The organism is Ruegeria sp. HKCCD6426, from assembly GCF_057221115.1.
The window spans coordinates 858,422-883,285 of record NZ_JBWVBF010000001.1 but is presented as its reverse complement, the minus strand read 5'-3'; the positions used below and the strand labels follow the sequence as shown (position 1 = coordinate 883,285).

Below are 24,864 nucleotides of genomic sequence, written 5' to 3'. Positions count from 1 at the left end.
GGTAGACGATCTGCGCGGCAATAAAAGGGCGCGCCGATCACTCTTCCTCGAACAATTCTGACTGATCTTCATCAAGATCGTCTTCACGCTCGCCCCCTAAAGGCACAGCACCGGGCGGTGGACGGTTTTCCAGAAGGCCGGCTGCGCGCAATTCCTTGAGACCGGGCAGATCTCGGGCATTCTCCAAACCGAAATGGTCCAGAAATTGTGGTGTCACGACAAAGGTGACGGGTCGGCCCGGTGTCATACGGCGGCGACCCAGTCTGATCCACTCCATCTCAAGCAGTTGATCGATCGTACCGCGCGAAACAGACACACCACGAATCTCTTCAATTTCGGCTCGCGTACAGGGTTGATGATAGGCGACGATGGCTAAAGTTTCGATTGCGGCCCGGCTCAGCTTGCGCGTTTCGACCGTTTCTTTTTGCATTAGGAAGCCCAGATCAGGGGCGGTACGGATAGCCCAGGCCTCACCAACCTGCACCACACGGACGCCGCGCCCTTCATAACGTTTCTGAAGCATTTCAACCGCTTGCGCTGCGTTGCTGCCATGAGGCATGCGGGCTTCCAAGTCCGAAACAGTCACAGGCTCGGCGCTGGCGAACAACACCGCTTCAACCATCCGTTCCTGCTCGGCCAGCGGAGGCGCCTCAAACAGGGTGCCGGTGTCGTCTTCTTGGGGGGCGTCAGTCACGATTCTCGGTCCTTTTGCGCAGATGAATCGGGGCAAAGGTTTCGCTCTGCTTGATCTCCATGTGTCCTTCTTTCACCAACTCCAGCGAGGCCGCAAAAGTAGCTGCTGTTGCAGATCGCTTCCGCACCGGATCTGCGTCCCAACCATCGGGAAGATAAGTCTCCATATCAGTCCATGTGCCTGCAAAACCGATCAGAGGACGCATGCGTTCAAGTGCTTGCTCCATCGTGAACACGGCATCGCGATCCATAACGAATGGACGAAATTCATCCCGGGTTCGGATACGTGCGTAGCCCTGCATCAGGTCCAGCAACGTGGCAGAGTAGGTTACGGTGCGGATGCGGGTGATATCCTCACCCTGCCCGCGTTTAAAGAAATCACGACCCAGCTGATCACGTGCCATCAATCGAGCGGCAGAGTCGCGCATGGCCTGAAGGCGCTCCAGCTGGAACGCCAGGTGTGCAGCCAGTTCCTCACCAGACGGGCCGTCATCATCGGGGTCCGGGGGAAGCAGCAGGCGGGATTTCAGGAACGCAAGCCAGGCTGCCATCACCAGATAGTCCGCCGCCAGCTCGATCCGCAAGGCCCGCGCCTTTTCGACGAAGGCCAAATATTGCTGGGCCAGCGCCAGAACCGAGATTTTCCGAAGATCAACCTTCTGCGTCCGCGACAAGGTCAGCAGTACATCCAGAGGGCCTTCAAACCCGTCGACGTCAACAATCAGCGCCTCGGCAGCGAGCCGATCCGCGACCGAGACCGGGTCTTCGCTGAAAAGATTATCGTTCATACACCTGCCCGCCCATTAGGCGAGATAGTTCAGCCTCGACGGCAGGGATGTCAAGTTCCTGCGGCGGATGGCGCATTGCAAGGGCTCGATCCGCGCGGATTTGCGCTGCCTCGGACATCTGCCCCGCAGCCTCAAGAACATCAGCCCGCGCCTCAAATGAACCGTTGCAGTGCAAAACCACGTCACAGCCAGCGTTCAACGCCTGCTGCGCGATGTCAGACGGCGTACCACTGAGCGCCTTCATCGAGATGTCGTCGGTCATGATCAGACCATCAAACCCAATGTTTTCGCGGATCAAACCAATCATCTTCGCCGATATCGTCGCCGGTTGCGCATCGATCAAATCATAGACCAGATGCGCCGTCATCCCCATCGGCAGATCATTCAGAGCCCGAAACGGGGCAAAATCGCGGTGCTCCAACTCCTCCAGCGGCAAATCCACATGCGGCAGGTCGTAATGACTGTCCAAAGTCGCCAATCCATGCCCCGGCATGTGTTTCACAACGGGTAGAACCCCACCATCCAGATGGCCTTTCGCAACTGCCCGCCCAATCCGGGAAATTGTAGCCGGTTCAGAGCCGTAACACCGGTTCTTCAGAAACGGATGCGTCGATTCTCGGGCAAGGTCGACCATGGGGGCACAGTTGCTGTCTATCCCCAGCGAAAACAGTTCATTAGCAATCAAACGGTACCGCAGATACATCGCGCGCTCGACCTCATCACCGGCACGGTCCGAATGATCAAGCGGCGGCAGCCATTCGCGGGCCATAGGAGCCCGAAGACGCTGTACGCGGCCGCCTTCCTGATCGATCGTGATCGGGCAGTTTCGCCCAACCGCCTCGCGAAAATCGTCGCAAAGCGCACGAAGCTGATCGGCGCTTTCAATATTCCTTGCAAACAGGATGAACCCGAATGGGTTCATCTGTCGAAACAGGGATTTCTCGTCGGGTGTTAGTCGAAACCCTTCAGCGTCGGTAATGGTTGCTCCAAAACTCACCGTGCGGCGACCGGAATGCAGTCCGCGCCTTGAGTGACCAGCGCAGCGCAGAATTGACGCGAGTCGCTTACATCCTCAAACCCGAGGACGCGCAGACGGTAAAAGGTGCGCCCGCCACTTGAAGTTTTCTGGATAACTCGCTGTTTTCCATCCATATACTCGCCAAAACGACCGCTAATTCGCGCCCATTCCGTCTGCGCGACGTCGACACTCTCATACGCGCCCAGCTGCGCCAGCCGGGTGCCCTTGGTCAGAGTATTGGGGTCTACGTCCAGTCCCACGGCCGCTTTGACAGCTGCGTTGATCGCGGCTTCGGTTCCGCTGTTTGTTGAAATACCACTGGGTGTTGCCCGGGCTGGTCTGTTCTGCGGCCGCAAGGAACGACGAACACCCGGCAGCGCGGCCAGCGCCGGATCAGGTTGCTGGGCCGCGAAATCCACCGGGTCAATTGCTGGTTCTTCTTCCGGGGTGACCAGTGAAGCCAATTGCACGCCCTGCTCTGACGGTTGGGCAGTGTCGGCAGCCTCGCCCGCCAATTCCGCAACCAGCGAGTCGACGGCGCCTTGCCGGAGTTTGGAGGCCTGCTGGTCTGTGACTTCTTCCTCGACAACGTGAACCGCCGGTGTGGGTTGCAACGCGCTCATCGGGGTGTCTTCGTCCGTCAGCGATACCGGGCGCGGCGCCAGAATCAAGCGATCCGCCGGTGCTGCAGCTGATCCCACTGCGGCCACTGTGTTGACGGCCAGCCCTTGGTGATCGGCAGGCGTACCGCCTGGGTTTTCCGGTTGGATGCGCATCGGACCCTCGACAGCACGAACAACCGGCACACCGCTGACATCGCGCATGACCAGTTTGTATCCCCAGACACCTATGCCTGCGACCAGCGCCAAAGATGCGACGGCCCCGAACATATTGATCATACGTCCCAGACCGGCCCCGGTGCGCGGTGCGCCATCGTAGTCGTGCATATCATCCGGGTAATCATACGCATCCTGAGGATGTGTTTGATTCGTGTAATGCATCTGCTCGGGGCTTGCTTGCCCCGAGTAATCGTAACTCGCCATATCCGCCTCACCGCCCGATTGCGCCTTAAAATGTGGCGCGCGGGTCATTTCTTGTCTGCCTCGGACCGGCGGTTCGGGCGGTATTGGTTACCGCATCTCCTGCGCCGGAGTAACGCCAAGAATACCCAAGCCCGCTGAAATCACAACAGAAACGGCCCGGGCCAAGGCGATTTTTGACTGACTTGTGGCTGCATCGCCATCCTGGATGAAGCGCAGCGAGGTTTCATCATTACCTTTATTCCACAACGCGTGGAAATCTCCAGCGAGTTCATAGAGATAGAAGGCAACACGGTGCGGTTCATTAGTGCGCGCAGCGATCTCCACCAGACGCGGCCACTCAGCCAGCTTTTTGGCGACTGTCAGCTCGGACGCGTGGTCGATCTTACCCAAATCGGCAGCTTTCAGAGTTCCATCCTGCGCATCAATCCCCGCCTCAGCGGCGCGGCGCAGCACGCTCATGACACGGGCGTGGGCGTATTGCACGTAGAACACAGGGTTCTCGCGGCTCTGTTCCAACACCTTGTCGAAATCGAAATCCAGCGGTGCGTCGTTCTTGCGTGTCAGCATGACAAAACGGGTCACGTCCGGCCCAACCTGATCAACCACATCGCGCAGGGTGACAAAGTTTCCTGCCCGTTTGGACATCTTGAACGGCTCGCCATTCTTCCACAGCTTCACCAGCTGCGTCAGCTTGATATCCAGTGGCACCTTGCCATCGGACAGCGCTGAAACTGCGGCCTTCATCCGCTTGACGTAGCCACCGTGATCCGCGCCGAATACGTCGATCAGCGCGTCAAAACCACGACTCACCTTGTCATAGTGATAGGCGATATCCGGGGCGAAGTAGGTCCAGCTGCCGTCGGATTTCTTGACGGGTCGATCCACATCGTCACCGTGCTCGGTGGATTTGAACAAAGTCTGCTCGCGCGGTTCCCAATCCTCGGGCTTTTTGCCCTTGGGCGGTTCCAGAACGCCTTCGTAGATCAGGCCCTTGTCGGTCAGGGATTGCAGCGCGGCTTCGATGCGGCCTGTGCCGTAAAGCGATTTTTCCGAGAAGAACACGTCCATCTCGACGCCCAACGCTTTCAGGTCGGCGCGGATCAAATCCATCATCGCGTCAGTCGAGAACTCACGCAGATCGTCCAGCCATTCGCTTTCCGGCTTGTCGATCAGGCTGTCCCCGTATTTCTCTTTCAGCGCTTCACCGATCGGGATCAGATAGTCGCCGGGATACAGGCCTTCGGCGATCTCGGGGCTCAAACCGTTGGCTTCGCGATACCGCTCATAGGCGGACCGAGCAAGAACGTCGACCTGTGCACCGCCATCGTTGATGTAGTATTCACGGGTCACGTCATGGCCGGAATAGGCCAGCAGGCTGGCAAGCGCATCACCGAACACCGCACCGCGCGTATGACCCACATGCAGCGGGCCTGTGGGGTTGGCAGACACATATTCGACATTCACTTTCTGGCCGTGCCCCATGGTCGAGCGGCCATAGTCAGTTCCCTTTTCCAGCACTGCCGCCAGCACGCCCTGCCAAACCGACGGCGCCAACCGCAAGTTCAGAAAGCCCGGCCCGGCAACTTCGGCGCTGGTTACGCGATGATCATCTGCCAGCTTATTAGCCAGTACATCCGCAATGTCGCGCGGCTTCATCTTGGCCGGTTTCGCCAACACCATTGCGGCGTTGGTCGCCATGTCCCCATGCGCCGCATCGCGTGGAGGTTCGACCGCCACGTTGTCAAAGCTCAGCCCCTCGGGCAGCGCGCCTTCGGACTGCATCTGTGCCAGCGCGTCCAGTACGAGGCCGCGGATCTCGGAAAACAGGTTCATTTCAGATGTCCTTTTGCTTGCCCGGCGGTTTACCACGCAAAGCGACAAGGTCAATGGAAGCGAGCATTTTGGGCTTGGTTTACCGACAAAGCCCGCTAGTGTCAGCGATATTTCAGGAAACGGAGACCGATCCATGCGCCCTGCCCTGCCCCTTGCCCTGCTTCTGTTAACTTCTCTGCAAGCGTGGGCCGAGATGCCCGAGCCACAAGGCCACGTATTACTAACGCTGGGGGGAGCCGTGTCAGAGACCAATCTGCCCGCGCGTGGGGAAAACGATGGCGGACTTCTAGGGTATCTCGAGGTGCAGCACGATGGAGCAGCAGGCCTTGATGCGGCGATACTCGACGGGTTGGAGCAAACCGAAATCACAATCACTTACGGTCCCGAAGGCAACCAACGTGACATTGCGTTTTCCGGGCCGCGCTTATCGGAAGTAATGATCTTGGTCGGAGCGGAAGGGAAAACCGCTAAACCTATGGCAATGGATGGTTATCAATCGGAAATTCCATGGGACAGCATCGCTGCACATCAACCGATTGTCGCTACGCACGCGGATGGCGCACCGATGGGAATTGGCGGTTATGGCCCTACGATGATTGTCTTCCCACCAACCGACGACGCGGACCTGGCACAAATACAATCCGGTCAGCAAGTCTGGGCGCTGGCTTACATCGGCATTGAATAATCAGCGGCCAGTAAGTCGTGCGTGATCCTGCAAGGCGAACCGGTCGGTCATGCCAGCGATATAATCCGATGCGATGCGCGCCAGTGCGGTCTCGTCTCTTGCAGCCTCTATATCGTCATGCCAGTGCTTGGGCATCTGCTTCGGGTCGTTCAGATAGATAGGAAATAACTCTTCCACCACTTTGCTGACCTTGGAACGCACCTCCATCACGCTGGGGGCGCGGTACATGCGGTTGAACAGGAATGCGCGGATCTGTTTCAGTTTCCCCCAAAGGTCATCCGAGAACTGAATGACCGGATACCCCAAAAGGCGGACATCCTCGACCGAACGCGAACCTGAGGCAGCGATCAGTTTGCTCGATGTGTCGATCACGTCAGAAACCATCACGCCAAAAACCCGACGCAACGCCTCGTGCCGGCGACGATAGGCGTCGAGCCCGGGATATTTGGCATCCACTTCGGCAAAGCACGCATCAACGATCGGAAGCTGTCGAATATCCTCGTCATCAAACAACCCGGCCCGCAACCCGTCGAACAGATCATGATTGTTGTAGGCAATATCGTCAGACAACGCCGCTACTTGAGCCTCGGCGCTGGCATGAGTGTGCAATTCCAGATCAAAGTGGTCGTTGCACTCGGCCAGCGCCCACGGCAGCGCGCCCAGCACGGGGCCGTTGTGTTTTGCGATACCTTCAAGGCATTCCCACGTCAGGTTACAGCCATCGAAATCAGCGTAATGACGCTCGAGCTTCGTAACAATCCGAATGGCTTGCGCGTTGTGGTCAAATCCGCCGTAAGGCTCCATCAACGCATGTAACGCGTCCTCACCCGTATGACCGAATGGGGTGTGCCCAAGGTCGTGGGCCAGCGCGACAGCCTCTGTCAATTCAGGGTTCAGCCGCAAAGCCCCGGCAATCGTGCGCGCCACCTGGGCCACTTCGATGGAATGGGTCAACCGCGTGCGATAGCTGTCACCCTCATGCTCAACAAAAACCTGCGTCTTGTGCTTGAGCCGTCGAAACGCGCTGGCATGAATGATCCGATCCCGGTCGCGCTGAAAGCATGACCGAAAACTGCTTTCCTCCTCTGGCACAAGCCGCCCTCTGGCGCGGCCTGGGTCCGAGGCAAATCCCGCTCTGTCCAAAGGCCTTGTCCTTGTCGCCTGTCCTTGCAATTTCTATATTGTAATGAGTAAAGGAAATAAACCTTTGGAGTTTGGCATGAATCTGCCCCCCACAGTCACCGAACGCGCCTTTGAACGCCTCGCCGAAATTGGCGCAGCGGATCAGGGTCAGGCCCTGCGCGTCGCAGTGGAAGGCGGCGGATGTTCCGGTTTTCAATATGAAATTGCGCTGGACGAACCAAAAGATGACGACCTTGTACTGGAAGGCAATGGTCAAAAAGTGATTGTCGACTCGATTTCGCTGCCTTTTCTGGAAAACGCAGTGATCGATTTCACACAAGAACTGATCGGTGCGCGGTTTGTGATTGAGAATCCCAACGCAACCTCTTCCTGCGGCTGCGGGACATCATTTTCAATGTGACCTTGCCCTGCCCGCGTGGTTGAGGGATAGATCAACCGGCAGCCAGCCGGAGGATCGCGCATGAAAATCGCCACATTCAACATCAACGGCATCAAAGCGCGGGCAGAGGCCCTGCCCCGTTGGCTGGACGACGCACAGCCGGACGTGGTTCTTCTGCAAGAGATCAAGTCGATCGACGAGAACTTTCCCCGCGAGATTTTCGAAGAGCGCGGCTATAACGTGGAAACGCACGGCCAGAAAAGCTTTAACGGCGTGGCGATCTTGTCGAAATTACCGCTCGAGGACGTCACGCGCGGGTTACCCGGTGATGACGAAGACGAGCAGGCGCGGTGGATCGAGGCGACGGTCGTAGGCAAGAAAGCACTGCGTATCTGCGGATTATACTTACCCAACGGAAACCCCACTCCGGGTCCAAAATACGATTATAAACTGGCGTGGATGGAGCGGCTCTATGATCGGGCTCGCGCTCTTCTGGCCACTGAGGAGCCCGCCCTGATGGCTGGCGATTACAACGTTATCCCACAGGCCGAGGACGCTACTCGCCCCGACGCCTGGCGTGAAGACGCCCTGTTTCGGCCGGAAAGCCGCGCGGCATTTCGCAAAATCATGAACCTGGGCTTTACCGAAGCGTTTCGAGCCCGAACCCAAAGCGCCGGTCACTATTCGTTCTGGGATTACCAAGCTGGTGCATGGAACAAGAACGATGGCATCCGTATCGACCATTTCCTGCTGACGCCACAAGCCGCTGATCTGATGGAAGACTGCCAGATTGACGCCGAAGTTCGTGGACACGAAAAACCATCGGATCACGTGCCGGTCTGGGTCGAAATGGATATCTGACCTACAATCAGGCCGTCACATCGTGACTGTATATCCAGTCATACCGACGTGCCAGGCGCGGGCCGAGGGCGGTCAGCGCGCACTGAGCCGCCAACCGGACCGGGCCACGCAAATGGAAATTGCGCGCATTCGCGGAAGCAGCAGCAACAACCTGACGCGCCCGGGGGCTTCGCACTGATTCATATTCTGCCAGCGCGGAGGTTATTCCGGACTGCTCCTGAAACGCCCGCGCCAAGACCCAGGCGTCTTCGAGCGCAAGACACGCACCCTGTGCCATGAAAGGCAGGGTTGGATGCGCTGCATCTCCCAGCAGGGCCAATCTCCCGTTTTGCCAATTCTTAGCGACTGGACGTAGGAACAGCGCCCAAAGGAACGTGTCCTTTAGCTCGGACAGTATATTCGCGACTGGACCGCCGAAATCGGCAAAGCGGGCCCGCAGTTCGTCGGGGTCACCTTTCAGTTGCCACCCTTCTTCGTGCCAGTCCGAGCGCTCTTCGATGGCCACGATATTCATTAGTTTCTGGCCGCGCAAAGGGTATGTGACCACATGCCTTCCCGGACCCATAGTCAAAGTTGCGCGCACCTGATCTACTTTGTCCTGCCAAGGGATCGTGGCCCGCCAAGCGATCTGGTGCGTGAATTCGGGTGATTCCTCGCCGTTCACAATAGGACGGAGCGCGCTGCGCCCGCCATCGGCGGCAATGGCGCATTCGACCCGAAGCGTTTCGCCATCATCCAATATGACCTCGGCTTCAGAGGAGTGCATTTGCACCCTTGCCACCTTCGCGCCCAATCGGATTTCAACACCCGCTCGATCCGCCGCCTTGTGCAGCAGATCCAGCAAGTCCGCCCTGTGGTAATAATAGGTTGGCCCGACCGCCGGGGCCGGCAGCTGACTGATAATCCGACCTTTTCGGTAGTCCCGCAAGACTGTGCCATAGGACCTTTGCCCACTCACAGGCGGATCTCCGACCACCCCCAAAGCGCGCAAAACCACCATACCGTTGGTACTTATCTGCAACCCGGCACCAACCTCGGTCAGTTCGGGCACCTGTTCCAGCACCACAACCTGGGCTCCGTGCAAGCGCAGTGCAAGAGCGGCCGAGAGTCCGCCAATGCCCGCCCCGATTACGCAAAATTTCAAGCCATCGATATTCATGTGCCCGGCTTAAAGCAAAAATGCCGGAGCGACAGGCCCCGGCATTCATGTTTCTTGCAAAGTTCCAGCGATCAATCGTCGCGGTGGACCTTTTCGCGTCGCTCGTGGCGCTCCTGCGCCTCAAGCGTCATGGTCGCAATCGGGCGCGCGTCCAAGCGCTTCAGCGAGATCGGATCGCCCGTCTTCTCGCAATATCCGTACTCGCCTTCTTCGATCCGGCGCAGGGCCGAGTCGATCTTGGCGACCAGTTTGCGCTGACGGTCCCGTGTACGCAGCTCCAGCGCGCGATCGGTTTCTTCGCTTGCGCGGTCAGCAACGTCAGGGATGTTCCGGGTGTTGTCCTGCAACCCTTCGATCGTATCGCGGCTGCCCGCTAAAAGTTCGTTTTTCCAATCCAGCAGCTTGCGACGAAAATACTCAAGCTGGCGTTCATTCATGAAAGGTTCATCTTCAGCCGGACGGTAATCGTCCGGCAGGAAAACTTCCTGCTTCATATTTGCTCCCTCGGTATGGCCAGAAACGTCGGTCGCTGTTGTATTACCTGACATTTGGCTCCCCTTTCTTCGGAGCGTTTATCCGACGACGCAGGGAATGTCACTATGCAAACTGTGCCCCGCTGCGTCGTCAACTCGCTCAGTCTAAATATGAGACTTGTAACAACAAATCCTTGATAATCTGTGGAAACAGCCGGGCATTTTTGAGGCAATCTCAGAAACTTCGCTCGAGCGAGCTTAGCGAATCAATCAGAACGGCCTGTAGTTATTGAGGTTTTCAACTCAAGGAGACGCAGCGACTTACCTTGAAAATCATACAGCCGCTCTGTAACTCGGATGGCAACCGCGCCCGACTGGGCACGAATCCACATGAGGGCCCTATGACCGCACGTTTTCAAGGCACGGCAGAATACGTTGCCACCGACGACCTGACCATCGCTGTGAACGCCGCTGTCACGCTGGAACGCCCTCTTCTGGTCAAAGGCGAGCCTGGCACCGGCAAGACCGAACTGGCCAAACAGGTGGCCGGAGCGCTGGGTTTGAAGATGATCGAGTGGAATGTGAAATCCACCACCCGCGCGCAGCAAGGCCTGTATGAATATGACGCGGTCAGCCGGTTGCGAGACAGCCAGTTGGGCGACGAGCGCGTACATGACGTGTCCAACTACATCCGCAAGGGCAAGCTGTGGCAGGCATTCGAAGCCGACGAAAAGGTTGTTCTGCTGATCGACGAAATCGACAAGGCCGACATCGAGTTTCCCAACGACCTGCTGCAGGAACTCGATAAAATGGAGTTCTATGTCTATGAGACTGGTGAGACGATCCGGACCAAACACCGTCCGATTGTGATCATCACCTCGAACAACGAAAAAGAATTGCCCGACGCATTTTTACGGCGTTGTTTCTTCCACTATATCCGTTTCCCGGACGAAACGACCATGCGCCGGATCGTCGAGGTGCACCACCCCGGCATTAAAGACGCGTTGCTGACGACCGCCCTGACCCAGTTCTACGAAATCCGCGAGACGCAAGGGTTGAAGAAAAAGCCCTCGACCTCCGAGGTTCTAGACTGGCTGAAGCTTTTGCTGGCCGAAGATCTGACCGCAGAAGATCTCAAGCGCGATGGTGTCAACGCCCTGCCCAAGCTGCATGGGGCGCTGCTGAAGAACGAACAGGATGTGCACTTGTTCGAACGCCTTGCCTTTATGGCGCGCAGTAAGCGCTGAAAGTTGCCTGTCCGGGTGACTATACGGTGAAGACCGGTTGCGTCCGGGCGGGCCGGATGGCAGCATAACCGAAATCAGGGCTTGCCATCGCTCGGCGCCCGACTGCCCTGCAGGAAAGGACGCCCGCTTTGACCGACGATCTGTCGATCCGCCCTTTGCGCCCCGACGACCGTATCGAATGGTCCCAGATGTGGCGTGACTATCTGGCCTTCTATGAAACCATCGTACCGGACGCCGTCTACGACACGACCTTCACGCGTTTGCTGGGTGATGACCCGCAAGACTTCTCGTGCTTTGTGGCCGAGGCCGACGGGAAACTTGTCGGGCTGACCCACTACTTGTTTCACCGTCATGCCTGGAAGGTCGAAAATACCTGCTACCTTCAGGACCTCTTTGCCCGTCCCGAAATTCGCGGAAAAGGCGTTGGCCGTGCATTGATCGAGGCAGTCTATGCTGAAGCGGATCGACAGGGTGCACCGTCGGTCTATTGGTTGACTCAGGATTTCAACCACACAGCACGCAAACTATACGACCGCATCGGTAAACAGACGCCCTTTATCCGGTATCAGCGCCCATGAGGCGATTAGGGGTACTCGGTCTGTTGACGATCCTGGCGGGATGCGCCGGTGTTGGCCCTGACGATCAGCCGACGCGCGTACAGGTCGTCGAAGCCTCTTTGCCTCCGGCCAAATCCTTCGCAGCCGCCCGCCCGATGCCCCCTGCCCGCTCGAATGAAAACATCGCAGCTGACTTTTTGGCCCTTCATTTCGCACTGGAAAGCGGTGCGCCACTGCCGGTGTTCACCCGGTTCGAAGGACCGATCACCGTTCGCCTGACTGGCACGCCGACGCGTTCGATGCTGACGGACCTAACCCGCGTGCTGGGGCGCATTCGGAGCGAAGCCGCGATCGATATTCACCAAATCACGGAAGGCCAGGCCAATATCACGATCGAGGCCGTCAGCCAGAAACAAATTCACCGCGTTCTGCCTCAGGCGGCCTGTTTCGTGGTACCTAATTCATCAAGCTTGGAAGAATACCGCCGCGACCGCCGCAAACGCAAAAGCAGCTGGACCGAGCTGCGCAGCCGCGAACGCTTGGGTATTTTCATCCCCTATGACGCTAGCCCTCAGGAAATCCGCGACTGCTTACACGAGGAACTGGCTCAGGCGCTTGGCCCATTAAACGACCTGTATCACCTTCCGGACTCAGTGTTTAACGACGACAATTTTCACACCGTTCTCACCGGTTTTGACATGCTGATCCTGCGCACGGCCTATGCGCCCGAACTGCACAACGGTATGACTCAGGAACAGGTTGCGCAGGCTGTACCCGGCGTGCTCAGGCGCCTGAACCCGCGTGGTGAAAGAATTCCCCCTCAACCCGTCTCGGAAACACCCCGCGCGTGGATCAATGCGGTCGAGCGAGCATTGGGCCCTAGCGCAACAGACGCCCGGCGGCTGCGTTCCGCGCAAGAGGCCGCACGGATCGGGAAGGAACAAGGTTGGACCGATCACCGCCGCGCCTATCCCCACTATCTAATGGGGCGCATGAAGCAATTTGACGACCCCGCGGCGGCGCAGCGCGAGTACCAGATTGCGCTGCAATATCTGAACGCAACACCAGGAACTGAAGTGCACCGCGCCCACATCACCGCCCAGACAACCGCTTTTGCGCTGGCGAATGGTAAAGGTCCGGACGCTTTGCCTGAACTCGACCAAGCAATAGATGTAATGATGCGCGCCGAAAATGCTGCGCTTCTGGCGACGCTTATGCTGTTGAAATCCGAAGCGCTGCGTCAGGCCGGGCGAACCGATCAGGCACGCGCGGTCAGGGTGGACAGTATCGGATGGGCGCGTTACGGGTTCGGCTCGGACGTGGTGGTGCACTCGGTGACACAGGAAATCGCCCAGAGGACCGCCAGCAACACAAATGGGTAACGGCGCATGTTAGTGGTATTTGGAATGGCGATCTTGGGGGCGGTTCTGGGTGCCCTGACTGCCCGCAAACGGAAGGGAAGCGGTGCCGACATGGCGCAATATGCTGCCGGTTACGGGATCGCCTTTGCGCTGGTTGGCCTGGTCTTGTCGCTGATCCTGGTACGACTGGTGGCCTGACGGATGTTCCTGCCCTTCTTCGAAAACCTTCGGAAGACCGGCATTCCCGTATCATTGCGAGAATACCTGACCTTTCTGCAAGGGATGAAAAAGGGGCTGGCCACCTATGATGTCGAGGCTTTCTACTACCTTGCTCGCGTGTCGATGGTTAAGGACGAACGCAATATCGACAAGTTCGACCGCGCCTTTGCCGCCAGTTTCGAAGGCCTGAACGAGATCACCTTCGATCAGGTGCTCGAGGCCGTAGACATTCCGGCGGACTGGCTGGCCAAGATGGCTGAAAAATACTTGTCGGACGAGGAAAAAGCCGAGATCGAGGCCACGGGCGGGTTCGAAAAGCTCATGGAAACACTGCGCGAACGCCTGAGCGAACAGCAGGGTCGCCATCAGGGCGGCAACAAGTGGATCGGTACGGCTGGGACCTCTCCGTTCGGGGCATATGGCTATAACCCCGAGGGTGTGCGCATCGGCCAGAAGGAAAGCCGCCACCAACGCGCGGTCAAGGTCTGGGACAAGCGCGAATTCAGGAATCTTGACGACACCGTTGAACTGGGCACCCGTAACATCAAGGTCGCCCTGAAGCGCCTGCGCCGCTGGGCGCGTGAAGGCGCAGCGGAAGAGTTGGATCTGGACGGCACGATCCGCGCGACGGCTGAACACGGCTATCTCGATGTGAAAACTCGCCCTGAACGCCACAACGCAGTCAAGGTCTTGCTGTTCCTCGACGTCGGCGGCTCGATGGACCCGCATATCAAGGTGGTCGAAGAGCTGTTTTCAGCGGCACGAACCGAATTCAAACACCTGGAATATTATTACTTCCACAACTGCCTGTATGAAGGCGTATGGCGCGACAATCGCCGCCGATGGGACCAACAGATTCCAACTCATGAAGTGCTGCGTACTTACGGCGGAGACTATAAGTGCATCTTTGTCGGCGATGCCTCGATGAGCCCCTATGAGATCGCCTACCCCGGCGGCGCCAACGAACACTGGAACCAGGAAGCCGGGCAAGTCTGGCTACAACGTGCGCGCGAGCAGTGGGGATCGAACCTGTGGATCAACCCAGTGCCCGAGAAGTACTGGGAATACACTCATTCCATCGGCATGATCCGCGAGATCTTCGAAGATCGCATGGTGCCGATGACATTGGCCGGGCTGGAACAGGGTATGCGAGAGCTGACACGCTAGCCCCGTAATTTGGTTTGCACGCCACCCAACTGTTTCCGCTTGACGGACAAAGCGAGCAAAACTCGACCAATTTCGCTCGATTTGGCGCCATGGATAAACAATCCCTCTAAAATGCTCGGCGGTTTTCCTTTTCGTGATATGTTTTGACCGAATTGAGGCTGGGGGGCTGAAATGACCAATCAAGAACTTCGCGCGATTTTTGCGTCCGTGGCGACTGCCGCAGCACTGATCATCACATCCACTGCGGTAGCTACATTATCGTTATCGCCCGATGCAGCATACGCAAAGAGCGACAAGGGAAAAGGCAACGGCAATGCAGGAAAAGGCAACAATAGCAACAAGGCCAGCGGAAATGGGAAAGGGAATTCTGCAAAAGGAAACGATGCTAAAGCCGGTCAAGACAAGTCCCGGGTCCGGACCGTAGGCTCCCAGAAAAACAACAAGATCATAAAGCAAAACAAAGGAAAGAATCAGGGAGCCTATGCTGGCAAAGCCGGGAACGGAAAAGTCAGGAAAACCACGCTTGCAGAGTTTGGGCGCGAATTCAAACGGGACGTCGGACAGTTGTTCGGAAAGCAACCTGCACGGAAGTCCGAGCGTAACTCAGCCTCAAAAAAACGCTCATATCAGACAGCCTCGGTCAAACCGCTTGAACGCTCGCCCCGCCCGGTTACACGCAACAACAGATTTCATGACGTGGATGGCCGCAAGAAGCACCGGTACCGCGATCCGCTTGTGGCGGCGATCACTGATCCCTATGGCTCGGACAAGCTGCGCAATCTGAATGCCGCCAAGGCAGCCTCCCCGGCGTTCAGAAATGCCTCTGCCAACAGCAATGTCGGCAAAATTGCCACCTATCAGGCTGCTGCGGCCGAGTATTATGATACGCGCAAAGAATTCTATGATGCACGACGAGATTTACGCGACCTGAACAAAAGCTATGGCGGACGTAGCAGCGAAGAGATAGCCGACGACATCAAAGCATTGGATCCGTCCGATCCCGATTATGACACCGAGCGCAACAAGTTGGAGGCCGCATTGCAGGACGCGAAGGCCTACGAGGAGGCCCGAGATGACCTGCGCGCAGATGTCAAAGATTTAGGACACCAAACCTACGATGCACAGCAAGTGGCTGAAGAGGCCTTTTTTGACGCCTCCAAAGGACGTACTCTGACGCGTAGTACACTGGGAGATTTTCACGGACACCTTGGGTTGCCGCAACCCAAACACCGCTACAAGGACGATGTGACGATCCAACCTGTCCCCTATGATCCGGGTTATCTTCAATATCCTGATAAAAATTACCGCCTCAAGGAAACGGACTACCGTCTTCGCTATGATGACCCAATTTATGGCGACAAGAAGCGCCGATATCGTGACCCTCTGGCGGCTGCGATCACTGATCCCTACGGCTCAGACAAACTGCGCAACCTGAATGCCTCCAAGGCAGCTGCGCCAGCATTCAGAAATGCCTCTGCCAACAGCAATGTCGGAAAGATTGCCGCGTATCAGGCTGCTGCGGCGGAGTATTACGATCTTCGCGAACAACTCTATGATACCCGTCGGGATTTACGTGCCCTGAATGAAAGCTACGACGGGCGTAGCAGTGACGAGATTATCGATGACATCGCCGCGCTTGATCCGTCCGATCCCGAATATGATGACAAGTTCGACAATTTGGAAGACGAGTTGAAGCAGGCGGAATCCTATGAAGCGGCACGCGATGACCTGCGCGCGGATGCCAAGGGCCTGAAAATTGACAGCCTGGTTGCAAAAAAGGACGCAGAACATGCATTCCTGGATGCCTCCAAAGGGGCGGTCCTGACTTCGGAGGCGCTGGTGAATCTGCACGATAATCTGGGTTTGCCCACCCCTCAATACTAACTGCGTGCCTGCTGCCGAGTGCTGAAGGAACTGAAGCACTTACAATTGATCATAGTACGAGACCTTCTTAGGTCTCAGGGCAATATGAGCAGACGACCAATGGTTGGCCCGATGGAACATTGAGAACTCAGGATTGTCTGATCCGCTGCCACTCTGCCCCCTTGCCAGCCGGGATGCACTGGCCCATATCTAAGTCATGCTGCGCCTCACGCCAATCTTGCTGGCAATCGCCTATGCCGTTGTAATGTACCGGATTTCTGTCTGGCGCACGCATCGGGAATTGGATGCAAAATCGACCGAACTGGCTGATCCAGTACTGAAACGTATGACCGATCGACTGGCCGCCGCGTTGGATGTTGCGCGTGTGCCGGTCTACATTTACGAGATCGATCCGGTAAATGGTCTAGCCGCTCCGGACGGGCGTATCTTCATTACACGTGGTTTTTATCGCAAATTCCGTAGCGGCGAGGTTTCGGCCGAGGAGATGGCCAGCGTGATCGCGCATGAGCTAGGGCATGTGGCGCTTGGGCATGCGCGCCGTCGCATGATCGATTTTTCCGGCCAGAATGCCATGCGAGCGGCGCTTATGATGGTTCTGAACCGCTTTATTCCGTTTATCGGAGCGTGGATAGCCAATGCCCTGACGGCTCTCCTTGCGTCACGACTGTCACGCAGCGATGAATACGAGGCGGATGAATATGCCGCTGCATTGTTAACCAAGGCCGGGATTGGGATCGGGCCTCAGAAGTCGCTGTTTCAGAAACTGGAAGACCTCACCAAGCAACGCGCAGGTGTGGTTCCAGCCTGGTTGATGAGCCACCCCAAGACAGATGAACGGATCGCCGCGTTAGAAGCCTTAGAACACCGGTGGAGCGTAAAAGGTTAGGCAGCGCGGCGTAGGTCCAGCCTTCCCCGATAATCGATCCGTTCGCAGTTCTCCGAGTGGTCTATTGAACAGAGTTAGATTGCAGCGCTTTTCCAACTCGAGGCAGGCGTGCCTTTTTCATCAAAGCGCGCAGGGTCCATTGGCTGCCAGACAGGCGATTGGCCTCGTCCAGAACACGGGATGCCACATCGGCGATACCGTCAGAGTCGTTTAACCAAAGCTCATGCAAGAAGCTGTCCGGATCACGACGATCGAGCCCTTCTTCAGCAAGGATGTTGCGCGGGAAATCCTTGGCGTTAACCGTGATGATCAAATCGGCAGACGACACAACAGCGGTTGCCAGCACATGAATATCGGAGATGTCTGGTAACCAAAGCCGCTGCTCCAGCCCAGCAGATGCAGGACGCTCCGCATCCGGCCACTGAATCTGAGCCAATGCTATTTCGGCACGTGCTTGCGCCTCGCCCTCGGGTCCGAGTTTGCGAGCGGCACGGGCCCATTCTTCAAGAATTCTGCCCGACCAGATGGGGGTGAAATGGCCCAGCTTGGCAGCGCCCAGAAGCATTTCCCGCATCACTGTCGGATAGATGACGCAGGTATCCAGTACGACCTTCATAGCCGGTAGAACACGGCTTTGAGATATCCGCTTTCCGCCAGTTGCGGCAGTTGCGGATGATCCGGCCCGGCAAAGCCCGTATGGATCAGTTGCGCCTGGCGCCCTGCCCGGCCAATCCCGCGCGAGGATGCGTCGCGGAATCGTCCTAGGTCAGCAGCATGCGAGCATGAGCACAGGCCCAAATAACCACCTGGTTTAACCAGCATTGCCGCCAGACGGGCGACGCGTTCATAAGCGCGTAGCCCCGCGTCAAGCGCTTGTTTGGACGGAGCAAACGCTGGCGGATCGCAGATAACAACGTCGAACTGTGCGCCCTCTTCCCCCAACTTTGTCAGAACTTCAAACGCATCGCCCTGCCGGGTCTGAAACCGGTCTGCAAATCCTGAAGCCGCTGCCCCCTCGGCCGCCAGCTCCAGCGCTGCAGCAGACCCGTCTACCGACAGCGCCTGAGCGGCCCCACCCGCGAGCATGGCAAGTCCAAAGCCGCCCACATGGCTGAACACATCCAGAACCTGAGCTTGCGGATGAACCAACTGCGCCGCAAACGCGTGGTTGGGGCGTTGGTCGTAGAACAAGCCTGTTTTTTGCCCGCCGGTCAGATCAGCCATATAAGTAGCGCCGTTCATGGGCACGGGCAGAGGTTCTTCCGGCGCCTGACCGCGAAGGGTCTTGTTCACATCGTCCAGCCCCTCCAACCCGCGGGTCCGGCCCGAAGCGTTCTTGAGAACGATCGTCACGCCCGTGACCTTGACCAGTGCTTCAGTCAGCAACTCTAGATATACTTCCACCCATGCGGCGTTGGGCTGGATCACGCAGGCGTCGCCAAATCGGTCGATGATCACACCCGGAAAGCCATCGGCCTCGGCGTGGATCAGTCGATAATAAGGCGCATCGAACAGGCGTTCGCGCAGTTCCAACGCCCGCCGCAAGCGAGTTTCGAACCATTCTGCGTTGAGATCAGCACCGATATCCCGGTCCAGCACACGGCACATGATCTTCGAGTCCGGGTTTACCGCGACCAGCGCAATGGGCGCGCGCTTGTCATCCTCAAGCACGGCCAGAGCGCCTGCCGCGATCTTGCGCGTGCGGCGGTCTGTAACGATGTCGTTGGCATATACCCAAGGGAATCCATGGCGCAGACCGCGCGCATTGGCTTTGGGTTTCAGGCGGATACGTGGGCGGTCAACTGTTTGGGTCATGGCGCCCTCATAGTCTCGAATGCGGCGCGGGGAAAGACCCTGTCAGCGGGCTCGCTTGCGCCAACCGCCGCGTCGCTTCGGCGCTTCGGCCGTCTCAAGCCCATCGCGCAAAACCTGCGTCATCGGATGGTCTGCATCCTGCGCGGAATAAGCCGCGTGCAACTCGGTCAGAGCCTGCCTCTGATCGCGCTCGGCGGGCAATCCCAGAGCCCAGTCCAGAAAGATGCTGCGGCATTCGGGCAAGGCGATGCCTTCGATGCGATAAGCTTCTCGGATCAGCCCTTTGGGGTCATTGGGATCATCACTTCGCGCCATCATTGCCCTCCTCGACGACACCACCGATAAGATCGGCGGCAGTTGCGTAACTCTTCTGCAGCGCGGCTTGCAGATGTTCGACCTGTTCGAAACCGGTCGCCCGGCACAGAAAAGCCGCGCCACCCTCCCCGATCTTGTCAGCCTCGATCACTTTCCCAGACAGCAACCGTGCCGCGCATTGTACGGACCAGCATAAGTCGTAACAGTCTTTCAGGGTTTGCGCCTGCGCGACATCCAACAAGCCGACTGCGACGGTACCATCCAGACCGGAATGCACGTCTCGCTGAGTGGTTCCTGAAAACAGAGCCCCCGTTTCGGCAATCAGTTCGATATCCATCATCCGACCGGGACCATTTTTGGCATCCCAAACACCCGCGGGCGCTTTCGCCGCCGCCAACCGGGTGCGCATCTCAGCCACTTCGCGCAGAGCCTTCACCCGATCACGAGGGCGCGACAGAAACTCAGAGCGGAATGTTTCAATGTCTTCGCCCAACCCGACATCACCTGCGACCACGTGCGCGCGTGTTAGCGCGAGATGCTCCCACACCCAGGCCTCATTCTGCTGATAGTTGGTGAAACTGGCCCAGCTGGTCGCAACCGGACCCTGATTGCCGGACGGGCGCAAGCGCATGTCAACTTCATAGAGCCGCCCCTGCGACATCGGAGCAGACAGCGCCGTGATTAGCGCCTGTGTAAACCGTGCATAATAGGTGCGAGTAGCGAGAGGTCGCGGGCCATCCGACATGTCCTGATCCAGCGGATCATAGATTACGATCATATCCAGATCAGACTGTGTATTGATCCGCCCGGCCCCCAAAGACCCCATACCCAGAACGGCGGCTCCACGCCCCGGCGCGGGGCCGTGTTTTTTGGTGAACTGCTCGGTAACACAGGGCAGAATGGCGGCGATCACGGCCGCTGCCAATTCGGCATATTGCTGTCCTGCTTGTGCGCCATCAATAAGTCCGCGCAGGTGATGCACACCGATGCGAAAGTGCCATTCCTTGCACCAGCGGCGCGCCAGATCCAGCTGCGATTCATAGTCGGTCTCCCCAGCCAGAGAGTCTGACAACTCAGCTTCCAACGCTGTTCTGCCCGGCCAGTCGGCAAAGAAACTGCCGCCAATCACCGCATCAAACACCGAAGCATTGCGCGACAGATGAGACGCCAGAGCGTGTGAGGTGCCGACGATGTCGATCAGCAGATCGATCAGTTGTCGGTTGGCCTCGAACAAGGAAAACAACTGCACACCGGCAGGGAGCCCAGCGAGAAATCCGTCGAGCGCCTGCAATGCTTCGTCTGGCTGCGCGGTTTTGGCAAGGCGCGACAGGATTTCCGGCTTCAGCCGCTCGAATATTCGTGCCCCGCGCTGCGAGCGGAGTGCCGGATATGTAGGCCAGCGGGCCATTACATTCTGATCGAAGGAAACCTCTTGAACAGATGCAGGCGCGGCAGAGGGTCCCGGGGCGAAAAAACCCTCGGTCAGATCGTGCACTTCGGCCAGCCGGCGGGTTAGATCGCTGGTCAACTCAGCGCTGCTGAGCCCCATCAGGCAGGCGACCCTTTCGAACCCGTCCTTCGATTGAGGGATCTTATGCGTCTGCGCGTCGTGGACCATCTGAATGCGGTGCTCAACTTCCCGGTGGGCCCGGTAGTGATCCGTCAGCTTGTCGGCCACATCCTGAGGCACCCAACCTTTCCCCGCCAGCGCCGCAAGGCCCGTCACAGTCCCGCGCACGCGTAGGTCGGTGTCGCGCCCGCCGGCGATCAATTGCCGCGTTTGGGTAAAGAACTCGATCTCGCGAATACCGCCCTGCCCCAGCTTCATGTCGTGACCGGGGATGGACAAGGCGCCGCCAGTTCCCTTGTTTTCACGGATACGCAGACGCATGTCGTGGGCGTCCTGAATGGCGGCGAAATCCAGATGCCGCCGCCAGATGAACGGGCGCAATGTTTCCAGAAACCGCTGCCCCGCCGAAATGTCTCCTGCACAGGGTCGCGCCTTGATGTAAGCCGCCCTCTCCCATGTTCGGCCTAGGCTTTCATAGTACCGCTCGGCCGCCTCAGCCGCCATGCAGACCGGGGTCACGGCCGGGTCCGGACGCAAACGCAGGTCAGTTCGAAATACATAGCCATCAGCCGTTTTATCGCTGAGCGTTGCGCAGAAATTGCGCGTCGCCCGGACCATGCCTTGCCGCGCCTCGTAAAAATCATCCGGATCGAACCGCGTTTCGTCAAACAGCACGATCAGGTCTATGTCCGAGCTGTAATTCAGCTCGTGTGCGCCCATCTTACCCATCGCGAGAATGATCATGCCGGCAGCGGTATCTACGTCGCATTCCGTCATCCCCGGCAGCTTGCCGCGCCGGATCAGCGCCGCGATCTCGGCTTTGGCGGCAACATCCGCAGCCAGCGCACCAAAATCCGTTAACGCCGCAGTCACCTTTTCAAGCGGCCATGCCCCTGCCAAATCCGCCAGTGCCGTCAACAAAGCCAACCGCCGCTTGGCCTTCCGCAATCCCGGCTTCATCTGGTCCGGTGGCAGGGCGCGTACGGTTCCCATTACATCTGCCAGGGCTTGATCGGGTTGGTGCATCGCCTCTGGCAGCCATTCCCGCTCTATGTCGATCAGCCCTTTCAAATATGGGCTGGACCCAGCCGTCCCGGCGATTAACTCGGCCTGCTCGGGAGTGACATCCGGCACCGAGGCGCGCGTTTCATCCCCGAGTGACGGATCAAAAGCGCGCGGAGTACGGAGGATCGCAAGTGGATTGGTCATTTCGCCTCCAGCGGCGTGTCCTGGCTGAAACTGTTGACCCAGACGTCATGGCGCCGTTCCCACAAGGAGGAAATCAACATCGTCTCCCAGCCGGACGCACCGGGACGAAGGTATTCGGCCCGATAAGACAAAAGAACAACGTCGGTTGTCAGGACCCGCAATTTAACCTCGCTGAGTTCGAATTTCGCCATGGTCGGCGCGTCAGCGAACTGCCCTACATGATCGTCGCGATTGGCAAAACCGGTTGGATAAACCCCTAGAAAATCCGGGCTGAGCAGCGCACGATCCGCTTGGGCGTTACCATCAACCAGAGCGGCCCAGACCTGTTTTTCCAATGACAGGAATTCATCAAGTGTCGGAGATTTTACGATTTCAGTATCTTGCATTTGGTGGTCCCGTGTAATTGGAAAATTGCTCATTCGGTAACCCGGAACCGGCCAAATAGCCTTGTAAGAATGTGGGTGGGTATTATTGGCATTGGTTCAAATGCATCTCCGTAACTTCGTGCACCCAGACTCTAGTGGCTTTCAAACGCAGTTAAAACTGACCTTTTCGAAGTTGCCGAGAAAAACACGACACAAAGCTAGCGTTCGTTTCAGGTTCACGCTGGTTGCCCCTTGCTGTGCACATGTGGGCAAAATGGACATTTGCTCGTGGTACTGGGTAATTCGCGACACAAGACGGCAACGCTTGGCTAAGCGCGGTACGAAGAAATCGCCTGCTGGAAAAGCTGGCTGTGGCACCGTACGGTATCTCAGCGTGGGCTACGACATGTGTTAGGTTCTCATCCGGCATATTCCGTTGAGATTGAGCCGTCGTGCAAGAGTTCAGTATTGGATTTCAACTATCAAACGCGGAGAAACATTATGAAAATAAACCAAACCCTCAAGATGGCTGCCAGGGCCGGTGTCGCGCTGATTGCTTCAGTCTCGATGGCTTGGGCATGCACTGGGATCATGCTGACCGGCTCGGACGGAAGTATCATCCGTGCAAGAACTGCCGAGTGGGGACCGTTCGACTTGCAAACCAAGATAAACATCGTTCCGCGTGACTTTGAGTACAGCGCCGGAGAGATGCCGGACGGACAAGAGGGAGCGTCGTGGAACGGTCGGTTTGGTGTGGTCGGTATCAGCATGCTGGATCATGGCGCACCTGCCGATGGGATCAACGAAGCAGGCCTTACAGCAGGCCTGTTCTATCTGCCCGGGTTCACTGAGTATCAGGCCTATGATCCCGAGCAGGCCGACAATTCGATCCCGGGCGATCTATTGGCCGGCTATGTTCTGTCCAAGTTCGAAACGGTGGAAGAAGTCCGTGCCGGGCTTGAGGGCGTTCGAGTCGTCGGTGTCGTCGATGAGACACTCGGCTTCCCCTTCCCGTTGCACATGCTGGTGGCAGACCGCTTCGGCGACCGGATCGTAGTCGAATACATCAATGGTGAGTTGACCGTTTTCGACGCGCCGCTGGGTGTGATTACAAACTCGCCGACATACGACTGGCACATGACGAACCTCAACAATTTCGTCAACCTGTCCGCAATCGGTGTTCCACAAGTCGAAGTCAGTGGGGTGACATTTGCACCTCTGGGCGCGGGCAGCGGCATGATTGGTCTTCCAGGAGACTTTACACCGCCATCGCGTTTTGTCCGCGCTGTAGCTTTCTCGCAAACAGCCCGTGAGACCGAGGGGGGCTATGATACCGTTCGTGAAGCATTCCGAATTCTGGACAATTTCAATATTCCACCGGATGCCGCCGAAGGCGCAGAGGACAATGTTCAATCTGACGATTTGCTTTACAGCGCAACTCAGATCACAGCCGCCAGCGACTCCCAAAACCTTACTTACTACTACCACACAATGTTCGACCGGACGGTTCACATGGTGGATCTCAAACAAATCGACTTTGGGGCAATGGGAAGTGAGATGGTCAGCTTTTCCACGAGCGGGGATCGTGAACCAACAATCGTCGATATGACACCTTCCAACTAAGGGCGGAATTGCACGGGGTCCGCCAAACAGAGGGCTGAGGCGGATCCTGAACATTCTTTGAGGGGTGAAGCCCCCCCGCCCAGAGCAAGGCGGAAACCGGCTACAACTTCGTCGAAGATTTGGGCAATTGCTTGTTTGCTCAGTTCTGCCTTCAACGCTCCCGGGAATCTAGGAACCGGCAGGGTCAGACGCAGAAGCGGCTCGTCGTAACAGCGTGATTAAGCGCTATTCCAGCATACCGAAGCTGCCTTTGCCAAATGGCGCGATCATTTGGTGGTGCACGAAACAGAATCGCTGCCCTTGCAGAGACTGGCTCTTAGTCGTTTTCCAGCGCCTCGAGGGGAATATTGCTCGGTTCGGCTATTTGGCCTAAGGTGCCTGAGCTGTAATGCTCTAAACTGACGTTTGCGAATTGTCCTGAGAGAGTGGTTCTGGCCTTGAAAACTGTAGTTCTTGCGGGTTCATCAACCCTAATGGCGATTAGGTGTACGGTGCAGCAGCAGCTACCAGAGACCAATGACGGGCGAACAACGGGCATTCGGAAATTCAGAAATTCGCCAACTAGCTTAAG

24 protein-coding genes are annotated in these 24,864 nt (G+C 57.5%); 11 read left to right on the top strand and 13 right to left on the bottom strand.

The annotated features are described in order from the left end of the window. Nucleotides 1–37: 37 nt before the first annotated feature. The 5 genes from scpB to argS are packed head-to-tail and all read right to left on the bottom strand — an operon-like array spanning nt 38 to nt 5,375. Complete coding sequence (gene scpB, locus AC2TDA_RS04385) at nt 38–694, bottom strand: SMC-Scp complex subunit ScpB (protein WP_480878930.1); 657 nt, start codon at nt 692–694, stop codon at nt 38–40. Next, the gene (locus AC2TDA_RS04380) at nt 687–1,481 is read right to left on the bottom strand and encodes a segregation and condensation protein A (RefSeq protein ID WP_480846923.1); all 795 of its coding nucleotides are present in this window, start codon (nt 1,479–1,481) and stop codon (nt 687–689) included. The genes scpB and AC2TDA_RS04380 overlap by 8 nt, the downstream gene beginning before the upstream one ends. Beyond that, a complete protein-coding gene (gene nagZ / locus AC2TDA_RS04375; RefSeq protein ID WP_480878929.1) occupies nt 1,471–2,478 on the bottom strand; it encodes a beta-N-acetylhexosaminidase in 1,008 nt (335 codons plus the stop codon). Before nagZ ends, AC2TDA_RS04380 begins: the two co-directional genes overlap by 11 nt. Then, entirely contained in the window at nt 2,475–3,590 is a 1,116-nt protein-coding gene (locus AC2TDA_RS04370) for an SPOR domain-containing protein (protein WP_480878928.1), read from the bottom strand. Before AC2TDA_RS04370 ends, nagZ begins: the two co-directional genes overlap by 4 nt. 39 nt (nt 3,591–3,629) lie before the next feature. Beyond that, nucleotides 3,630–5,375 (bottom strand): arginine--tRNA ligase, encoded by a 1,746-nt coding sequence (gene argS / locus AC2TDA_RS04365; protein ID WP_480878927.1) that lies wholly within the window; start codon nt 5,373–5,375, stop codon nt 3,630–3,632. A gap of 133 nt (nt 5,376–5,508) precedes the next feature. Here argS and AC2TDA_RS04360 point away from each other — a divergent pair, with 133 nt between their 5' ends. Continuing rightward, nucleotides 5,509–6,060: a putative pterin-binding protein gene (locus tag AC2TDA_RS04360; RefSeq protein WP_480878926.1), complete on the top strand. Its 552-nt coding sequence runs from the start codon at nt 5,509–5,511 to the stop codon at nt 6,058–6,060. Here AC2TDA_RS04360 and AC2TDA_RS04355 read toward each other — a convergent pair whose 3' ends face one another. Then, on the bottom strand, nt 6,061–7,203 hold the full coding sequence (locus tag AC2TDA_RS04355; protein ID WP_480878925.1) for a deoxyguanosinetriphosphate triphosphohydrolase: 1,143 nt from the start codon (nt 7,201–7,203) through the stop codon (nt 6,061–6,063). A gap of 76 nt (nt 7,204–7,279) precedes the next feature. On the opposite strand from AC2TDA_RS04355, the gene AC2TDA_RS04350 reads away from it, so the two are divergent. Both AC2TDA_RS04350 and xth read left to right on the top strand, forming a co-directional pair. Beyond that, on the top strand, nt 7,280–7,603 hold the full coding sequence (locus AC2TDA_RS04350; protein ID WP_480878924.1) for a HesB/IscA family protein: 324 nt from the start codon (nt 7,280–7,282) through the stop codon (nt 7,601–7,603). A gap of 60 nt (nt 7,604–7,663) precedes the next feature. After that, nucleotides 7,664–8,443: an exodeoxyribonuclease III gene (gene xth / locus AC2TDA_RS04345; RefSeq protein WP_480878923.1), complete on the top strand. Its 780-nt coding sequence runs from the start codon at nt 7,664–7,666 to the stop codon at nt 8,441–8,443. 7 nt (nt 8,444–8,450) lie between these two features. On the opposite strand, the gene AC2TDA_RS04340 is transcribed toward xth, so the two are convergent. Then, the gene (locus tag AC2TDA_RS04340; protein WP_480878922.1) at nt 8,451–9,602 is read right to left on the bottom strand and encodes an FAD-dependent monooxygenase; all 1,152 of its coding nucleotides are present in this window, start codon (nt 9,600–9,602) and stop codon (nt 8,451–8,453) included. A 71-nt stretch (nt 9,603–9,673) separates the two neighbouring features. Next, entirely contained in the window at nt 9,674–10,096 is a 423-nt protein-coding gene (gene dksA / locus AC2TDA_RS04335; RefSeq protein ID WP_480846982.1) for an RNA polymerase-binding protein DksA, read from the bottom strand. A gap of 380 nt (nt 10,097–10,476) precedes the next feature. Here dksA and AC2TDA_RS04330 point away from each other — a divergent pair, with 380 nt between their 5' ends. From AC2TDA_RS04330 to AC2TDA_RS04300, 7 genes are all read left to right on the top strand, one after another. Then, entirely contained in the window at nt 10,477–11,322 is an 846-nt protein-coding gene (locus AC2TDA_RS04330) for an AAA family ATPase (protein WP_480878921.1), read from the top strand. A 128-nt stretch (nt 11,323–11,450) separates the two neighbouring features. Then, on the top strand, nt 11,451–11,900 hold the full coding sequence (locus AC2TDA_RS04325) for an N-acetyltransferase family protein (protein WP_480878920.1): 450 nt from the start codon (nt 11,451–11,453) through the stop codon (nt 11,898–11,900). Continuing rightward, entirely contained in the window at nt 11,897–13,261 is a 1,365-nt protein-coding gene (locus tag AC2TDA_RS04320; protein ID WP_480878919.1) for a DUF2927 domain-containing protein, read from the top strand. The genes AC2TDA_RS04325 and AC2TDA_RS04320 overlap by 4 nt, the downstream gene beginning before the upstream one ends. 6 nt (nt 13,262–13,267) lie before the next feature. After that, nucleotides 13,268–13,438, top strand: a complete 171-nt coding sequence (locus AC2TDA_RS04315) for a hypothetical protein (RefSeq protein ID WP_480846907.1) — start codon at nt 13,268–13,270, stop codon at nt 13,436–13,438. A gap of 3 nt (nt 13,439–13,441) precedes the next feature. Beyond that, nucleotides 13,442–14,626, top strand: a complete 1,185-nt coding sequence (locus tag AC2TDA_RS04310; protein ID WP_480878918.1) for a vWA domain-containing protein — start codon at nt 13,442–13,444, stop codon at nt 14,624–14,626. A 171-nt stretch (nt 14,627–14,797) separates the two neighbouring features. Then, nucleotides 14,798–16,510, top strand: coding sequence for a hypothetical protein (locus tag AC2TDA_RS04305; RefSeq protein WP_480878917.1), 1,713 nt, complete (start codon nt 14,798–14,800; stop codon nt 16,508–16,510). 196 nt (nt 16,511–16,706) lie between these two features. Further along, the gene (locus tag AC2TDA_RS04300) at nt 16,707–17,396 is read left to right on the top strand and encodes a M48 family metallopeptidase (RefSeq protein WP_480878916.1); all 690 of its coding nucleotides are present in this window, start codon (nt 16,707–16,709) and stop codon (nt 17,394–17,396) included. Between the two features lie 61 nt (nt 17,397–17,457). On the opposite strand, the gene AC2TDA_RS04295 is transcribed toward AC2TDA_RS04300, so the two are convergent. Genes AC2TDA_RS04295 through AC2TDA_RS04275 form a run of 5 tightly spaced genes read right to left on the bottom strand, consistent with a single transcriptional unit; the run spans nt 17,458 to nt 22,691 of the window. Next, nucleotides 17,458–18,012 (bottom strand): RSP_2648 family PIN domain-containing protein, encoded by a 555-nt coding sequence (locus AC2TDA_RS04295; RefSeq protein ID WP_480878915.1) that lies wholly within the window; start codon nt 18,010–18,012, stop codon nt 17,458–17,460. Further along, nucleotides 18,009–19,211 (bottom strand): RSP_2647 family RNA methyltransferase, encoded by a 1,203-nt coding sequence (locus AC2TDA_RS04290; RefSeq protein ID WP_480878914.1) that lies wholly within the window; start codon nt 19,209–19,211, stop codon nt 18,009–18,011. Before AC2TDA_RS04290 ends, AC2TDA_RS04295 begins: the two co-directional genes overlap by 4 nt. A gap of 42 nt (nt 19,212–19,253) precedes the next feature. Beyond that, nucleotides 19,254–19,526, bottom strand: a complete 273-nt coding sequence (locus AC2TDA_RS04285; RefSeq protein ID WP_480846899.1) for a hypothetical protein — start codon at nt 19,524–19,526, stop codon at nt 19,254–19,256. Then, nucleotides 19,513–22,305 carry a [protein-PII] uridylyltransferase family protein gene (locus AC2TDA_RS04280; RefSeq protein WP_480878913.1) on the bottom strand — a complete coding sequence of 931 codons (2,793 nt, stop codon included), beginning with the start codon at nt 22,303–22,305 and terminating at the stop codon, nt 19,513–19,515. Before AC2TDA_RS04280 ends, AC2TDA_RS04285 begins: the two co-directional genes overlap by 14 nt. After that, on the bottom strand, nt 22,302–22,691 hold the full coding sequence (locus tag AC2TDA_RS04275; protein WP_480878912.1) for a DUF4440 domain-containing protein: 390 nt from the start codon (nt 22,689–22,691) through the stop codon (nt 22,302–22,304). Before AC2TDA_RS04275 ends, AC2TDA_RS04280 begins: the two co-directional genes overlap by 4 nt. A 480-nt stretch (nt 22,692–23,171) precedes the next feature. On the opposite strand from AC2TDA_RS04275, the gene AC2TDA_RS04270 reads away from it, so the two are divergent. Then, the gene (locus AC2TDA_RS04270) at nt 23,172–24,293 is read left to right on the top strand and encodes a linear amide C-N hydrolase (RefSeq protein WP_480878910.1); all 1,122 of its coding nucleotides are present in this window, start codon (nt 23,172–23,174) and stop codon (nt 24,291–24,293) included. Nucleotides 24,294–24,864 lie beyond the last annotated feature (571 nt).